This window comes from Flavihumibacter sp. UBA7668 (genome assembly GCF_002483205.1).
GTDB lineage: Bacteria > Bacteroidota > Bacteroidia > Chitinophagales > Chitinophagaceae > Flavihumibacter.
The window spans coordinates 25,717-41,067 of record NZ_DLHM01000002.1 but is presented as its reverse complement, the minus strand read 5'-3'; the positions used below and the strand labels follow the sequence as shown (position 1 = coordinate 41,067).

Annotated in this window: 13 protein-coding genes and 1 riboswitch; of the genes, 5 read left to right on the top strand and 8 right to left on the bottom strand. The window is 40.1% G+C overall.

What is annotated here, in order from left to right; translation table 11 throughout:
• Nucleotides 1–54: 54 nt before the first annotated feature.
• Nucleotides 55–777 (bottom strand): head GIN domain-containing protein, encoded by a 723-nt coding sequence (locus B2746_RS03725; RefSeq protein WP_290791113.1) that lies wholly within the window; start codon nt 775–777, stop codon nt 55–57.
• A 29-nt stretch (nt 778–806) separates the two neighbouring features.
• Nucleotides 807–1,529, bottom strand: a complete 723-nt coding sequence (locus tag B2746_RS03720; protein WP_290791112.1) for a head GIN domain-containing protein — start codon at nt 1,527–1,529, stop codon at nt 807–809.
• Nucleotides 1,530–1,633: 104 nt separating this feature from the next.
• A riboswitch (TPP riboswitch) is annotated at nt 1,634–1,736 on the top strand.
• A gap of 64 nt (nt 1,737–1,800) precedes the next feature.
• Here B2746_RS03720 and B2746_RS03715 point away from each other — a divergent pair.
• Nucleotides 1,801–4,152: a TonB-dependent receptor gene (locus B2746_RS03715; protein ID WP_290791111.1), complete on the top strand. Its 2,352-nt coding sequence runs from the start codon at nt 1,801–1,803 to the stop codon at nt 4,150–4,152.
• 181 nt (nt 4,153–4,333) lie between these two features.
• On the opposite strand, the gene B2746_RS03710 is transcribed toward B2746_RS03715, so the two are convergent.
• From B2746_RS03710 to B2746_RS03695, 4 genes are all read right to left on the bottom strand, one after another.
• The gene (locus tag B2746_RS03710; protein WP_290791110.1) at nt 4,334–4,642 is read right to left on the bottom strand and encodes a rhodanese-like domain-containing protein; all 309 of its coding nucleotides are present in this window, start codon (nt 4,640–4,642) and stop codon (nt 4,334–4,336) included.
• An 11-nt stretch (nt 4,643–4,653) separates the two neighbouring features.
• Nucleotides 4,654–5,484 carry a PASTA domain-containing protein gene (locus B2746_RS03705; RefSeq protein WP_290791108.1) on the bottom strand — a complete coding sequence of 277 codons (831 nt, stop codon included), beginning with the start codon at nt 5,482–5,484 and terminating at the stop codon, nt 4,654–4,656.
• A 42-nt stretch (nt 5,485–5,526) separates the two neighbouring features.
• Entirely contained in the window at nt 5,527–6,519 is a 993-nt protein-coding gene (locus B2746_RS03700; RefSeq protein ID WP_290791106.1) for a D-alanine--D-alanine ligase, read from the bottom strand.
• 157 nt (nt 6,520–6,676) lie between these two features.
• Nucleotides 6,677–7,024, bottom strand: a complete 348-nt coding sequence (locus B2746_RS03695; RefSeq protein WP_290791104.1) for a 4Fe-4S dicluster domain-containing protein — start codon at nt 7,022–7,024, stop codon at nt 6,677–6,679.
• A gap of 59 nt (nt 7,025–7,083) precedes the next feature.
• Between B2746_RS03695 and B2746_RS03690 the strand changes: the two genes are divergently transcribed.
• Both B2746_RS03690 and B2746_RS03685 read left to right on the top strand, forming a co-directional pair.
• Nucleotides 7,084–8,085: an acyl-CoA reductase gene (locus B2746_RS03690; RefSeq protein ID WP_290791102.1), complete on the top strand. Its 1,002-nt coding sequence runs from the start codon at nt 7,084–7,086 to the stop codon at nt 8,083–8,085.
• Nucleotides 8,086–8,238: 153 nt separating this feature from the next.
• Nucleotides 8,239–9,723, top strand: coding sequence for a trypsin-like peptidase domain-containing protein (locus tag B2746_RS03685; protein ID WP_290791100.1), 1,485 nt, complete (start codon nt 8,239–8,241; stop codon nt 9,721–9,723).
• Between the two features lie 99 nt (nt 9,724–9,822).
• Here the strand turns inward: B2746_RS03685 and B2746_RS03680 are convergent, their stop codons facing one another.
• Entirely contained in the window at nt 9,823–11,118 is a 1,296-nt protein-coding gene (locus B2746_RS03680) for an alpha-amylase family glycosyl hydrolase (RefSeq protein WP_290791098.1), read from the bottom strand.
• Between the two features lie 123 nt (nt 11,119–11,241).
• Between B2746_RS03680 and B2746_RS03675 the strand changes: the two genes are divergently transcribed.
• Both B2746_RS03675 and B2746_RS03670 read left to right on the top strand, forming a co-directional pair.
• Nucleotides 11,242–12,426, top strand: a complete 1,185-nt coding sequence (locus B2746_RS03675; RefSeq protein ID WP_290791096.1) for a 4-hydroxy-3-methylbut-2-enyl diphosphate reductase — start codon at nt 11,242–11,244, stop codon at nt 12,424–12,426.
• Between the two features lie 1,136 nt (nt 12,427–13,562).
• Nucleotides 13,563–14,360 carry a sensor histidine kinase gene (locus tag B2746_RS03670; RefSeq protein WP_290791094.1) on the top strand — a complete coding sequence of 266 codons (798 nt, stop codon included), beginning with the start codon at nt 13,563–13,565 and terminating at the stop codon, nt 14,358–14,360.
• Nucleotides 14,361–14,473: 113 nt separating this feature from the next.
• On the opposite strand, the gene B2746_RS03665 is transcribed toward B2746_RS03670, so the two are convergent.
• Entirely contained in the window at nt 14,474–15,133 is a 660-nt protein-coding gene (locus tag B2746_RS03665; RefSeq protein WP_290791092.1) for a response regulator transcription factor, read from the bottom strand.
• Nucleotides 15,134–15,351: the final 218 nt, after the last annotated feature.

Sequence of the window (15,351 nt, the reverse complement as noted above, 5' to 3'; positions counted from 1 at the left end):
TTAAATGCCGAAAGCCGCTCTGTCAGCGGCTTTCGTAAGATTTTTTTTACTGTCTTATTTTCCTTCTTTCCGGGAAATAGAGCTGGCACCACTACTTTTCATATCTCTGATCAGACCTTCTCCTCTGATTTTTATATCAGATGCCCCACCTGCTTTGGCTGAAATCTCCTTATGAACAACCACATTTATGGAGGATGCTCCATTAGCATCAATTTCACAATAATCAGCACTGAGATCCCATCCTTTTACAGAGCTTGCCCCACTTACTTTCGCCGACAATTTTCCGACCTTCCCTTTCAGCCTTGTATCGCTGGCTCCATTTAGGTTCATGGTTAATTCCTTGCATTCCAATTCCCCCGACATATCGCTGGCACCTCCCAGTTCAATATTTAGCTGATCGGATTTCAAAACGCCCATAATTGAAACATCACAGGCACCACTTGCCTTTATCATGGAAAGATTTTTTACTGAAACATACGCTTTCATTTTACGATCACTGCGCCAGTCTGTCCAACCCTGACTTACAAACCAGATTTTTAATACCCCGTCTTTTACTTCGGTACGGATTCTGTCCGTTACTTTTTTATCTATTGAACTTACCGCTAGTCCGTTTTCATAGCCTTGTGAAATGTAAATATCAATGGCGCTATTGGCATCTATTGCCGTAAATGCCGGTACCGTGCGCATTTCAGCGTTTTTGTCATTAATCAGAAATTTCTGGGCACGACCTGCAAATCCCGAACACACCAGACAAAATGCAAGAATTATTCCTTTCATAAAATATGTTTAGAGATCAAAATGAACAGTTATTTACTTTGAGATTTTACACTTCCACCGCTACCGGTACGTAAGTTACGAATCAAGCCGCCTCCTTTGTAATGAATAGCACCACCACTGCTTGCTTCGGCATTCAATTCTTTTGTTACAGTAATATCAATCAATCCTCCGCTGCTTACATCGGCGGAACAGTAGTTGCTACTTAGGCCATATCCTTTGAATATAGCACCACTGCTGGCTTCAACAGTCAGTTTTTCAACACTGCCGCTTACTTCCGTAATAGCACCACTGCTATTGTCTGAATTAATTTCAGCAGCATTCAGGCTCACTTCGATGATTGCTCCAGAGCTTGCATCCAGCTTGATTTTGTCCCCCTTTATAGATGATCCGGTTTTTGCAATGGCTCCGGAAGAAGCGCTTAATTCAGTTAATTCACGAATGGAAACATAGGCCTTAAATTTCAGGTTTTTTCTCCATTTCCAGTTCCCATCATTGTGATCGATGTATATTTTCAGAACCCCGCCTTCTACTACGGTTTTAATCCGTTCTGTATATTCCGGATTGGAACAACTTACGGCAACCGCCTCCTTATCTCCCTGTTGTAGCAATAATTCAATCCCTGTAGAAACTTTTACCCCGGTAAAGCTGCCAACTGTTCTTGTCCGGGCATTGTTATCAGAAACAGTAGTGGTTTGAGCCAGTAGTCCTGTACTCATGCAAAGCAGCAGGAGAAGGCCGAAAATAGTGCGCATGATGAAGTATTTAGAGTAGGACGGACGAGGTTTCTGAAATGTTACAGCAGTTTTAATTTTTTTTGCCCTTATTTTGCATTGTTGATTACGGCCGTAATCAACAATCAGATTCCTCGGGGTGCTAAGGATGGTTAATCCAAGGCTGAGATAATACCCGTAGAACCTGACCAGGGTAATGCCTGCGCAGGGAAGGTGGTTTTACATATTTCTATTCCTCCTTTTGCTTTCGCAGCATTTCTCTCAAATCATTTTTTCAACTCAATGTAAATCAATGAAAAAAATGCTTTTGGGGATATGCGCTACAATGTATCTTATCCCATTAGTGGCTCAAAACAAGCCGGTTATTATTGCAGACAAACAAACCAGACAACCGATTGCCAGCGCCAGCCTTGAATTTTCCAATGGCAGCGGCAGTACCAGTAACGAGCATGGAATACTCTTGCTTTCCACCCAAAAAGGGAAGGCGACGATTTCCAGTATTGGCTACCGCACCATTCAATTAAATTTCCCGGTAAGCTTAGATACCATTTTCTTGCAACCCATCAATCTCTTTCTCGATCCGGTAGAAGTTACCGCACTTCGTGCAGGAGACAGAGCTCCTTTTGCCCTAACCAACCTGAAAACAAAGGATCTGGCCAAACAGAACCTCGGACAGGACCTGACCTTTCTGCTCAATCAGACTCCATCGGTAGTTGTGAGTTCCGATGCTGGTAATGGGGTAGGATATACGGGGATTAGAATCCGGGGTTCGGATGCAACCCGCATTAATATGACCCTCAATGGCATCCCCTATAATGATGCAGAAAGTCAGGGTTTATTCCTGGTAAACCTGCCTGATTTTGCATCCTCTGTTGAAAGCATCCAGATTCAACGGGGAGTAGGCACATCCAGTAATGGAGGTGGTGCTTTCGGCGCAACTTTAAACCTCAGCACAAACGAATTCAGGGAAGAAAAATATGCTGAAATTAATAACAGCTTCGGCTCTTTCAACACCTGGAAGAATACGGTTAAATTGGGATCCGGACTGATTGGCGATCATTTCACCATCGATGCCCGCCTGTCAAGAATCAGCAGTGATGGCTATATTGACAGGGCAAGTACCAATCTCCAGTCCTTTTATGTTTCGGGAGCTTATATAACAGAAAAATCAAGCCTACGCTTAAATATTTTTTCCGGAAAAGAAAAAACCTATCAGGCCTGGAATGGTATTCTTCAATCCGAAGCAAATGGTCCTAACCGTCGCTACAACAGTGCCGGTACGGAAAAGCCCGGCAGTCCCTATAAAAACGAAACTGATAATTACAAGCAGGATCATTATCAGCTCTTTTTCAATCATTCCCTGTCCGATCGGATTTCTTTCAATTCAGCCGCATTTCTTACCAGAGGAAGAGGTTATTACGAACAGTATAAAGCAGATGAAGATTATGCCGATTACGGACTTGATTATCCAGTTATCAATGGAAGTCCGGTTAGCTCAACAGACCTGATACGCCAGCTATGGCTCGACAACTATTTCTATGGCGGCATTTATTCAGCACAATACAAAAATAAAGGCACTCAGGTTACACTCGGAGGAGCTATTGTTCAATACGATGGTGATCATTATGGTAAAATAATCTGGTCTGAACTTGGCATTGCACCGGAACATCAATGGTATCAGAATCAGGCCCGCAAATCAGACATTAACTTCTATGGAAAATGGACTCAGTCGATAAATTCAAACTGGCAGAGTTTCCTTGATCTTCAATACAGAACGGTGGATTATAGAATCAGTGGATTCCGCAATAATCCGGGACTTAGTACCGACAATCGGTATCATTTCTTCAATCCCAAAGTGGGTATCAGTTATACGAATCAGGCATGGAACGCATTTGCTTCTTTTGCTATAGGAAACAAGGAGCCCAATCGCGATGATTTTGAGGCAGGTGTGAGCCAGCAGCCTAAACCGGAACGACTCAATGATTTTGAAATCGGGTTCGAACATAAAAAAAGCAGGAGTTCCTTGGGTGCAACCTTTTATTACATGGCCTATCGCAACCAATTGGTATTAACGGGAAGAATTAACGATGTGGGTGCCTATGCACGCACAAATATTGATAACAGTTATCGCATGGGAATTGAACTTCAGGGAAGTTACAAAGTTGCCAATTGGATAACCGTTCTTGGCAACCTTACACTAAGTGAAAATAAGGTGCTTGATTTTGAAGAATTTTTCGATGATTATGATGAAGGCACGCAAAAATCAGTACAATACGAAAAAACAACTATTTCTTTTTCTCCGGCTATCATGGGATCAGCATCCGCAGTTATTACCCCATTCAAAAATGCAGAAATCGCTTTGATTGGAAAATATGTTGGCAGCCAGTACCTGGATAATACATCCAATAACAACAGACAACTGCCTGCTTTTTATACACAGGATCTACGTTTATCCTATACTGTTAAAGGTAAAGCGATTAAAGATCTTACCTTAATTTTTCAACTCAACAATCTGTTTGACAAACCTTATGAACCCAATGGTTATACGTTCAGTTATATTTATGATCAACGTTTTACAACGGAAAACTACGTTTACCCAATGGCGGGAATTAACTGTATGGGTGGCGTAAATATCAGGCTGTAATTCTTACGAGGTAAATATCCCGGTATATTTCCTATGCAAAAATTTGGCATTTGGCACTATTTCGGATAGTGCTAAATGCCAAATTCCGTATCTAATGAAAAAAACCATTGTAATCAATGTACTGATCATTCTGATCTTCTACATCATTTTCAGTCTTGCAGCCGGTAAATAAAGGGTAAGCCTAACTTCCGAATTTTTCCTGCCAGGCCAGCATACCGCCTTCCACGTTTTTGGTATTGGTGAAACCCATTGATTCCAGAATAAGGCAGGCGGTCATGCTTCTTTTACCACTGCGGCAATGAAGGATAATTTCTTCCTCTTTCAATGGCAATAATTCATCCACATCCATCATTTGGAATCTCCCCAACGGGATTAATTGCGCACCGATATTAAAGGCTTCAAATTCTTCCGGCTCACGCACATCTATAACGTGCAGTTTTTCACCTGCATCCAATCTCGCTTTCAGTTCTTCAACACTGATATTTTCCATATAGCAAAAGTTTAATAATTATTCTCAACGGGAGTTGTGACTCTTTGTTGCTGCGCACTGGTATCTCGAACTGGTTTTTTCAAACTCAACCAGATATCAATCATTTGTCCGGGCCGGATTCTGTTAACCTTTCTGTCAATTGTACTACGATCGGGGCTCTGTCTGTAAATAAATGCATTGGTAGTATCTTTCACATCCGGGTCCAGCACTTTCGCGCCAAAACTGATCCCGCTGGTTTGTAAAAGATCACGGGCATCTGCATAAGTTAAACCAATCAGATCCGGAACAGCCATATCAATATTGGACAGGCCGCTTCCCAGCACCAGAGAGATGGAGGTTCCCATTGGCAACTTTACTCCTGCTTTAATTTCTTTTCCTTTATGTAATTGAACCAGCACAGAATTTTTTGCAAAATCAGGCCGATAGCTGGTATCTCCCATCTTCAATCCGAACTGTTTTAAAACAATGGCTGCATTCCGAACACTCATCCCTACCAGGTTGGGCATAACTACATCGGGTGGTATTGCCCGGTTTACGGTGAGATAAACTGTTCTATTGGCTTTAACCCTTGATTCAGATTCAGGAAATTGTTTGATCACGGCAAGGGGTGCAATGGTATCACGATAGATAGAATCCTGAATGGATACATTAAATCCCTGCCCTTCCAGCATTTTGGTAGCTTCAGCAAGCGATTTTCCGGTAACATTCGGGATTTCGACTTCATCTCCATGGCGGGTGAAAAAATCCAGCGAACTGAAAAAACCAAACACCAGCAATGCAATTATGCCAAGTGCTATTAACAGACTAACCCAAAGTGGTTTTTTTGAAATGGATGCAAACACTAATTATATTTTTTTTAGGATTGGACTCAAAGAAAGGTAAAATTATTTATCTGCCAAGGCCTCTTCGATCAGCGCAGCGTAGAAATCGCGCAGTGTCCAGCCCATTGCCTTCACCTGCTGGGGTACAATACTGGCCTCGCTTTGTCCGGGTACTGTATTAATTTCCAGCATATAAGGCTCACCGGCTGCTTCATTGTAAATGAAATCAATCCGGATAATTCCGCGGCAGTTAAAAACTTCATAAACCCTGCGGGCAGCAGAACGGACTTTAACTGCAATCTCCTCTTCCACCTGAGCCGGGGTGATTTCTTCACTCAGGCCCTGGTACTTGGCCTCGAAATCAAAGAAATCTTTTTTGGTTATGACTTCGGTAAAGGGAAGTGTAATAATTTGTCCCTCTTTACGGAATACACCGATGGTAAATTCTCTTCCAGAAATAAATTCTTCCACCAACACCTGTTCATCCTCCTGAAAGGCTTTTTCAAGTGCAGCATCCAGTCCGGATGGATCCATCACTTTGCTCATTCCGATGCTGCTGCCACCGTTATTGGGTTTAACAAAAACAGGCATCTGCAATTGGGCTGCTATACTGGCTGCAGCAATGGGCCGGTGTTTGAACAGATGAAGAGACTGCGCTACTTTAATACCGGCAAAAGCAGCCACGGCAACCGTATATCGTTTATTGAACGTAAGTGCAGATGTGGCCGCATCGCAACTGGAATAAGGAATACCCAGCATATCAAAATAGCCCTGGAGTTTCCCGTCTTCCCCTGGTGTTCCATGAATTCCGATTAAAACGGCATCAAAAAGAATTTTTGCGCCATCAATTGTAAGGGAAAAATCGTTTTTATCAATCTGAACTGCTATTCCATTGGAGGATTGATACCACCATCCATCCAGGCGGATATCGATTTTATATACCTCGTATTTATCGGTATCAATATTTTTTTCAATTGTAATAGCAGATTTGTAGGAGATTTCAGCTTCACCGGAATAACCACCGGTTAAAAAGGCGATCACTGGTCGCGCATTCATGGAATATGGGTTGGTTGTTAAGAAAAAAGGTGAAGGATTCATTCCTTCACCCGTTACCTAGCGGGAAATATCACCCGCCTATAAAAAGTAGCCAGGCTACTATTAAACGATTTATACTGTAATATCGAAAATTACCCTGATATAAGGAAAATTAATTTTACAGGTGCAGACGTTCTTTTTTTGCCATTAATTCATCCACCGTTTCCTGGTACATTTCGTCGGGAACGCAACAATCAACCGGACAAACAGCCGCACATTGTGGTTCTTCATGAAAGCCCTGACACTCTGTGCATTTGTTAGGAACGATATAATAGGTGTCTACACTTACTGGGGCATTTCGCTGGTCGGCATCCAAAACCGTACCATCCATCAGGGAAAAGCTGCCTTTTACTGAGGTTCCATCACTCAATGCCCATTCTACACCACCTTCATAAATTGCATTATTCGGACATTCCGGTTCACATGCCCCGCAATTGATACATTCATCTGTTATTTTGATTGCCATTGTATATAATTTAATATGGGTTAGATAAAAGTTAACTTTGCACGCAAATTTATAGGTACATGTTGAATTTACAACACCGGATTGATTTATTGGTTCAACTGGGCGAATTTATACTGGAAAACAATTCCGATTGGGAAGATGCCCGGCAACGTGCCGCCTATGCCAACGCCTGGTTTATACCACAATTTTCAGATCTGGCTGCAAAGGCGATTGCTACTGAGTTTCTGACGCGGCCGGTATTGGAGTCCATCACTACCAGATACGGTATTCCGGAGGAAGTTCAACAGCCGAAAACCATTGGAATTGTAATGGCCGGCAATATTCCGCTGGTAGGGTTTCATGACTGGTTATGCGTATTTTTATCGGGACATAATGCGCTGATCAAGCCCTCTGGACGCGACAATATTTTGTTTCGTTTTTTATTGACGCAGCTGTATCAATGGGAAGTAACCATCCAGAACCAGACAGGATTTGCAGAAATGCTCAAAGGATGTGATGCCTATATCGCAACCGGATCTGATAACAGCGCCCGTTATTTTGATTATTATTTTGGCAAATACCCACATATCATCCGGAAGAACCGGACCTCGGTTGCCATTCTGGATGGTACTGAAACAAGTGAAGAACTGGAGAAACTGGCTGATGATACCCATCTTTATTTTGGATTGGGATGCCGCAATGTAACCAAGCTGTATGTTCCGACTGCTTATTCCTTCGAACCCGTTTTAGAGGCCATGAGGAAATACAGCTTCTTTTTTGAACATTCCAAATTCAAAAACAATTACGATTATCAACTGGCCATCCACTTATTGAATAACAAGTACTATATGACAAACGGCTCCATTCTTTTATCGGAAAACGAGGCTGTTTTTTCTCCTATCAGTCAGTTGAATTACAGCTTTTATACAGACAAATCCGCTGTGGAAAAGGAACTGGATGGCAATAATAGTATCCAATGTATCGTTGGACATGGGTATACTCCATTTGGGCAGGCACAGGTGCCTGGCTGGACAGATTATGCAGATGGTGTTGACACAATGACATTTTTGGTAACTTTATAACAGTTTGACTGACAAGCGAACAGCCATCTACGAAGACCTTAGTAAAACTTCTGTTAAACTGAAAATGCATGCAACTGAAAAGATGTCTGCTTCGTTATTTTGTGTGAGTCAGGCACAAGCTTTGACCAACTAAAACAAAAAAGGAAGAATCATATGAAACTACAGCAAATTGTACCCGTTATTCTGATCAGCGCGGTTACATCGGTAGGAAGTATGTGGGCCTATAACAATTATATAGGCGGAGAGAAAATTGTTTACAACAACTCCGACAGCAACCGCATCCCCTCCAATTATGCCGGTTTTTTTGACGGGGAAAACGACACCCCGACAGATTTCAGTCAGGCAGCAGCGGCTGCTACACCTGCCACGGTGCATATCAAAACCAAAGCAAACCGTACTGCCAGTAATAATCTCCCTAAAAGAAGCCCCTTATTTGACCTTTTTGGTTTCGATTGGGATGAAGGTATGGCTCCCAGGAGCATGCCTCAGATGGCTTCCGGATCAGGCGCAATTATAAGTGATGATGGTTATATCGTTACCAATAACCACGTAATTGACGGGGCTGATGAAATTACGGTTACGATGAGCGACAAAAAGACGTATAAAGCCAAGCTGGTTGGTGCTGACCCCAGCAGTGACCTGGCCGTACTAAAAATAGATGCAAAAAAATTGCCTTTTCTGCTGTACGGCAACTCCGATGATGTTCGGGTTGGCCAATGGGTATTGGCAATTGGTTATCCCCTGAACCTGCAAACAACAGTTACCGCAGGTATTGTAAGTGCGAAAAGCCGTACGCTGGAGATCAACCGTCGGCAGAGCAATACACCCATTGAATCCTTTATCCAAACGGATGCAGCAGTGAACCCTGGAAACAGTGGTGGACCACTTGTTAACACCTCAGGTCACCTGATTGGAATTAACTCTGCAATTGCCTCCCCCACTGGATCGTATGCCGGTTATTCCTTTACTATTCCGGTGAATATGGTAAAAAAGATTGTGGCGGATCTGATGAAGTTCGGCACCGTTCAGCGGGCTTATCTGGGTATTAATTATGCCCCGGATAACCTGAGTGAAGAAGTTAAAAAGCAGGAAGGCATTACCAGTGGCGATGGTGTATTTGTACTGGATGTAACCAAGGATGGTGCAGCTGCCAATTCCGGTATTAAAAAAGGCGATTTCATCACCAAAATCAACAATGTTCCAGTTACGACAGGTGCAGAAATGGTGGGACAGATTGCCACTTATCGTCCGGGTGATAAAGTTAAAATCGGTTATCGCCGTGATGGAAAGGAATTAACCAGTGATGTAGTTCTGAGGAATAGCAGTGGCACTACTGATATCGTAAAAATCAGTGTGCTCGATAAACTGGGTGCTGATTTCGGAAATATCGATGCCAAACTTGCCAAAGAAATGGGTGTTAAGGGCGGTGTAATCGTGAAAAACATTTCCGAATCAGGGGCCTTCAGCAAAACCAGGATGGAAGCTGGATTTGTGATCCTTAAAGTAAATGGAAAAGAGGTTTCCAATATTGATCAGTTCCGTTCTGAGATAGAAAAAGCAGGTAATTCTGTGACGTTGGATGGAATGTATCCAGGGTATGAGGGTGTTTTCAGATACCCAATGAAAATAGTCGAGTGATACTGGAAGTGGGAAGTGGGAAGTAGGAAGTGGGAAGTGGGAAGTGAAGAAATAAAAGGTGAAATAGGAGCCGGCTCGGGATAGGAGCCGGCTCTTTTTTTATGCTTTACGCGAAAGGGCGAAAATTTTATACCCCCAGGCACCTAATTGGAAAAAACGGTAACCGGGATGGAAAACAAAGTTTCCTCCATCCAGCATATCCTCGTAGGATCCGTCGATGGCAGGGTCAAGGAATCCGACCCCTACTCCATCGTAGGGCGAAAGGTTCATCATTACAAGCACCTGGTCCTGCTCGGATGTGCGCAGAAAAGCAAAAACATGCTGATCAGCCGTTGTTTTTAACCGGAAACAGTAAACACCTTCAGTTCCTGCTTCCATGCATTTGAAAGACCTTCTCAGGGTCAGCAGTTTTTTATAAAAATCAGCATACTGTGGCTGGTCTGTCCATTCAATCGGGTCCCGGTCAAAAAATTTCAGGCGTTTTTTATTGGGCTGTTCCTGTCCGCTGTAGATAAGGGGCAGTCCGTTCCAGGTTGCGCTAAAAACTGCAAGAGCTTTATGTGCATCGCCATATTTTTCGAACTCCGTTCCATTCCAGCTGTTTTCATCGTGATTGGTGGTAAAATACAACCGTATGGCACCTTGCGGAAATTGGTGATTATATTTCCAGAGCAGATTTTCCAATCCGTTTAAGTCGGTATGGCCTTTCATAAAATCCATGGTTTTGTGCATCCACTCCCAGGTATAGGTAACATCGAATGCTTCGTGATAATGGGGTTCTTCACATTCTGCCAGCCAGAAGAGGGCTTTTTCCTTATCGAGAGAAGCTCTTGCCTGTACCCAGAAATCTAATGGAACCAGCATTGCCATATCGCAACGGAAGCCATCAATGGCACATTCTTTTACCCAGAAGCGCATGGCTTCAATCATGGCAAGCCGCATTTGGGTATTGGTAAAATCCAGGTCGATTACATCGTCCCAGCCATTGGAATCAAAAAAATTGCCGGCTTCATTGTGTTTGTAATACTCTGGGTGGGTGATCGTCCAGCTATGATCCCATCCTGTATGATTGGCAACCCAGTCAATAATAACCTTGAAGCCATATTGATGGGCCTCCTCTACAAGGGATTTGAATTCTTCCAGTGTGCCGTATTCGGGATTAATATTAAAAAAGTCGGAGCAGGCATAATAACTGCCAAGAGTACCCTTTCTTTCCTTTTCAGCGATAGGGGTAATAGGCATGAACCAGAGGATTTCTATGCCCATATCGCGTAATCTTGGTAAGGAGGGGCGAAAACCCGCTAGGGTCCCTTCTTTGGAGTATTGACGGAGATTTATTTCATAAACATTGCTGGCCCGGCTCCAGTCAACTGGTTTAAAAGGCAGGTATGACATCTGATATTTTTTGCTAATAATTAATAGGCACAACCAAAACGGTGGCTGCTTGTTTCCTATCAGGTGAAAATAAGATAAATATGCCTACAGCAACGTCAGGTTCAAACTAAGTACATTTGTGATATGAAGCAATTCGAGGTACCGGTAAAATACCGTAGTCCATTGATTACATCGGTTAAGCAAAAAAGAAAACAGGAAGACCGGCTGAAGAAAGATTTCAGTCCCACTTTGCTGGATTTCGGCAATCTTCATATCTATCTTGCCCGGCATTTTGGCTTTTGCTACGGTGTGGAAAATGCCATTGAAATTGCTTTTCGCACGGTTGCAGAGAATCCGGGCAAACGAATTTTCCTGTTGAGTGAGATGATTCATAATCCACAGGTAAACCAGGATCTTCAGGAATATGGGGTTCAATTTTTACAGGACACATATGGTCGTCAGTTGATCCCGTTTGATACAATAACTTCGGATGATATTGTTTTAATTCCGGCATTTGGTACAACATTGGATTTAGAAACCATGTTGCAGGAGAAGGGCATTCAAACTGAGAAATACAATACAACCTGTCCATTTGTAGAGAAGGTATGGAACCGTGGTGAGCAGATTGCAAAAAAGGGATACAGCATTGTCATACATGGCAAGCCGCTTCATGAAGAAACCAGGGCTACATTTTCTCATGCAGCAGCCAATGCGCCGGCCGTAATTGTAAATGACCTGGCAGAGGCAAAGGAATTAGCAGCTTATATCCGGAAAGAAAAACCGGCAGCTGCATTTTACGACGCCTTCAAAGGACGTTATTCTGCCGGATTTGATATTGAAAAAGACCTGGAACGATTTGGGGTAATTAATCAAACCACCCAACTGGCTTCTGATACGCAGGAAATTGCTGAATACCTTAAAAGTGAAATGTTGACATTGCATCAACTGGATTCGTCTACCATTCAGGAGCGATTTGCTGATACCAGGGATACCCTTTGTTATGCCACCAATGACAATCAGTCTGCAGTAATGGGGATGTTAGAAACTGAGGCTGATCTGGCTATTGTAGTGGGTGGATACAATTCTTCCAACACCACTCACCTGGTCGAAATTTGCGAAACAAAACTCCCCACTTACTTTGTAAAAGATGCAACAAATTTACTAGATAGGATCACCATTCGAAGTTTTGATATTCATCAAAAGCTGGAAGTAGAAATCAGCGGTTATCTTCCTGAAAAAGCTCCCCTAAAAATCCTCCTCACAAGCGGCGCTTCTTGTCCAGATGCAATTGTGGAGGGGGTGATAAATAGGCTGGTGGAGATGAAATAAAATAACAATTACTCAACAAAAAAATCAAAAGCTGAGGTAAAAAGAGTTAAACTAATTTACTAGAAATATTGCCAAGTTATAACTGGCAAACAGAAAACCTCCTTTTATATACCAATTCTACAACTTAACATAAGGGTAATTGTTTTCACAAATTGGGCTATTAAAATTCTTACTATCGCTTCTGGTTAGCAAGCAGTTTAAAATAAATGTTAACTACGTTGAGTAGCTAAATTATATAAGCATCTCTATTCTAGAAATGAAAATATATCTCTTTAATTTGGAGTAGTATATACCTAATATAAAGAGTCAAATTCATTGAATAAAACTGTGATTAGATCGATAACCAACAACCCATAATCAATTCTCAAAAAGGACCAAACTTTAACAGATAAAATTAAAATCCGATGCGAACAGGAATAAATGTTGGTTGAAAAATATGAAAAAGGGTCTTTTCACCCTTTTTTTCCAAAAAATACATAATTAAATTAGCATTAAACTATATGAATGACATCCTTGAAAGTATTTACTGTGATTCAGTTCATCATTATTATACTAGGAACCATAATTTGTGTGGTTACTACTCAAAAAAACAAAGATCATGAGAAGAAATATATACTGCCATATTGTTTGGCAAACTTTTTCGCAATGATAATTCTTGCTGCTGTGGAGTTCATAAAAATACCTCTTATTATAACAGAATCCACAATGTATATATTTGCTTGCTGCGAAATTTTTCTCTTACCAAATTATATAGCTACTGTAATTGGTGAAAAAAACAATTACTTCATTCAAATTATCATTTGCATAGGAACTTATATTTTATCGCGGTTATTAATTAATAATTACACTTCTATTCTCTATTTAATTTCAAATGTTTACATCACTATTTACGTGTGTAAATATTTTATATGGCTGTTTAAAATAAAGGAGGTAATTAATCTTAAGAATGCTTCACACTATTGGATTGTAATGGGCATTTGCGTTTGTTATACTGGCTCAATTCCATATTGGATTTCGGAAATAATAATTCTAAAAATAAAAGGGTATCAGTATTATAGTGAATTGGCAAATGTGACATTTAACATATATATAATACTTAATATCTTTATGTATATATTATTTTCTAAAGCTCTTTTATGCACGACAAAACAACAGAAATATTATTATGGACTATAACTGGATCATTGGCCACTATAATTTCCTTTATAATTTTCCTTAACCACATAATAACTCTATATAATAAAAAAAATATAGAGTTTAATCGCCAATTACAATTCAGAAATTTAGAAAAGGAAAAGGAGATTTTAAAAACGAGAATTGACGTTCAGGAAGAAACAATTCAAAAAATATCTAAAGAATTACATGACAACATTACCCAATTGCTTAGTTTATCAAAACTAAATCTCAATAATCTTCAATTAGATATTTCTGTCTTGAACAAGATCAATATTTCGAAAGAATTGATAACAAAAGCGATAAGCGAATTAGCAAACATTTCTAGAACTCTTAGTTCAGAAACACTTACAGATTTTGGATTATTGCGAACTCTGGAAGTTGAGAGCGAAAGAGTGTTTGAAATAAATAACACTAAAATTAATGTTGTTTCTCAATTTGAACCGACTCACATCAATGGTGAAGAGCAATTAATTCTGTATAGAATTTTTCAAGAGTCAATAAGAAATTCAATCATTCACGGAAAAGCTACACAAATAGATATAAATCTTTTCACAAGTACCACAAATTTGACTTTTGAAATTACAGATAATGGCTCTGGATTTAATGTTGAAGAAACTAACAAAGAGACTAAAAACAAGCATCATGGTTTGAAGAATATAATTAAAAGAGCTAATCTTTTAAATGCAGAATGTAAAATTATATCTTCTCAAGGAACAGGAACGAAAGTAATAATAAGTAGAAACCTAACTTCATCCTAACCTAATTGAGATTCTTCAATTTATCTGGAATGTTTCTAAAACCATTTCCATTATTTAAACCAAAAACATATAATCACAAATATTATTAATACAATTAATGAAATATATCAATATCAATCAATTATTTTATTTCTCATACCATACATAATTAATCCGGCGATCGTCTTAGCACCTACTTTAGATTTCATATTTTGCCTGATTGTCTCTATTGTTCTTGGGCTTAAAAAAACTTCCTTTGAAATCTCTTCAGTTGTTTTATCCTCCGCCAACAATTTTAAAATTCTAACCTCTTTTTCAGAGAATTTTATAGGGTTTGGATAAAATTGGCGAACCGCTTTTTTCGTTTGTAGCTTGGAAAGAACAGCTTTATTCACTAAATCATTAAAATAAAAATCGTCATTCATGCAGGTTAAAATAGCCTGGTAAATCTCTTCCGGATCAGTTGTTTTGGTTAAGTATGCATTCGCTCCCATTTCCATCATTTTGGAAATCATTTCCTGGTCGTCGTACATAGTCAAAACAATGATTCTGACATCATCGTATTCTTTTCGCAATAAATTGATAGCATTTACTCCATCTATTTCAGGCATTCTGATATCCATTAATAGAACATCAGGCTTTTTAAGCTGCATCTTGTGCATTAGATCTTTTCCATCTTCGGCTTCCCATAATATTTTTAGATACTCTTTATTTTTCAGAGCCATCTTAATTCCATCCCGAAATATTTTATGGTCATCAGCAATACTAACCTTGATGCTTAACTCGGAACTCATAGGTTTTGGGGGGAGTTTATGGATTTTTAGTTTTAGCTAATCAATAACGTCATAGACTACGGTTATCGTACTTTCACTCGATTGTTTTTATTAAAACGTAAATATCCTTCGTTTTTTACTATAAAAGTTCTTCAATAATAATGTGTTGTTTTAGATTTAATACTTAAACTTCTAAACCATTTATATAATATAAATATTTAATGTTTTTTAATAGTTTC

Excerpts from the sequence above, each read along its gene's own strand:
- B2746_RS03690 (WP_290791102.1), top strand. The coding sequence starts at position 7,084 with ATGTTGAATTTACAACACCGGATTGATTTATTGGTTCAACTGGGCGAA.
- B2746_RS03695 (WP_290791104.1), bottom strand. The coding sequence starts at position 7,024 with ATGGCAATCAAAATAACAGATGAATGTATCAATTGCGGGGCATGTGAA.
- B2746_RS03715 (WP_290791111.1), top strand. The coding sequence starts at position 1,801 with ATGAAAAAAATGCTTTTGGGGATATGCGCTACAATGTATCTTATCCCA.
- B2746_RS03670 (WP_290791094.1), top strand. The coding sequence starts at position 13,563 with ATGCACGACAAAACAACAGAAATATTATTATGGACTATAACTGGATCA.
- B2746_RS03685 (WP_290791100.1), top strand. The coding sequence starts at position 8,239 with ATGAAACTACAGCAAATTGTACCCGTTATTCTGATCAGCGCGGTTACA.
- B2746_RS03710 (WP_290791110.1), bottom strand. The coding sequence starts at position 4,642 with ATGGAAAATATCAGTGTTGAAGAACTGAAAGCGAGATTGGATGCAGGT.
- B2746_RS03680 (WP_290791098.1), bottom strand. The coding sequence starts at position 11,118 with ATGTCATACCTGCCTTTTAAACCAGTTGACTGGAGCCGGGCCAGCAAT.
- B2746_RS03700 (WP_290791106.1), bottom strand. The coding sequence starts at position 6,519 with ATGAATGCGCGACCAGTGATCGCCTTTTTAACCGGTGGTTATTCCGGT.
- B2746_RS03665 (WP_290791092.1), bottom strand. The coding sequence starts at position 15,133 with ATGAGTTCCGAGTTAAGCATCAAGGTTAGTATTGCTGATGACCATAAA.
- B2746_RS03725 (WP_290791113.1), bottom strand. The coding sequence starts at position 777 with ATGAAAGGAATAATTCTTGCATTTTGTCTGGTGTGTTCGGGATTTGCA.
- B2746_RS03675 (WP_290791096.1), top strand. The coding sequence starts at position 11,242 with ATGAAGCAATTCGAGGTACCGGTAAAATACCGTAGTCCATTGATTACA.
- B2746_RS03720 (WP_290791112.1), bottom strand. The coding sequence starts at position 1,529 with ATGCGCACTATTTTCGGCCTTCTCCTGCTGCTTTGCATGAGTACAGGA.